This is a genomic window from Vibrio sp. 1580 (genome assembly GCF_033340055.1).
In genome coordinates this window covers 1-504 of sequence record NZ_JAWOVT010000809.1, presented here as the reverse complement: position 1 = coordinate 504, position 504 = coordinate 1, and the positions used below count along the sequence as shown (strand labels likewise).

Genomic DNA, 504 nt, shown 5'->3' with positions numbered 1-504 from the left:
GGACCAAATTGAGCTTCTGCTTTTTCAATCGCTGTTATCAAACTCGCTTGGTCAGTGACATCGACTTTTTCACATAAGGTGTTTGGTAAATTGAGTGCTTCTAAACGTTCTACGCGACGAGCCACAAGAAGGAGAGGGTGGCCTTCTTCACTAAAACGACGTGCGATAGCTTCACCAATACCTGAACTTGCACCAGTAATAACGACCAGTTTTTTCATTTGTTACTTCCTCAGTTTTCGTTAAAAGCAGCGGTCTGCTGCGATGAACTCATACTAAGGAAATAACTTTTGTTGATATATATCACTTTAGGTAAAACACTGTTGTTAAATAGCAACAATAATTACTGCTTGAGTTTGTCTTATTGGTAGGAAAAAGGCGCAACTCGTGCGCCTTAAGTGAGAAGAATGCGCTGTTACTACGGTGAAATCCGCACTAATCAACCCATCAAAGTTACAACTTATTCAACGGTGCAAACAACGCTGTTGTCACTACCAAAGCCATTTG

1 protein-coding gene is annotated in these 504 nt (G+C 40.9%); it reads right to left on the bottom strand.

The annotated features are described in order from the left end of the window. A partial coding sequence (locus tag R7093_RS28510; protein WP_318147444.1) for an SDR family oxidoreductase occupies positions 1–218 on the bottom strand: 218 nt, incomplete at its 3' end. Positions 219–504: the final 286 nt, after the last annotated feature.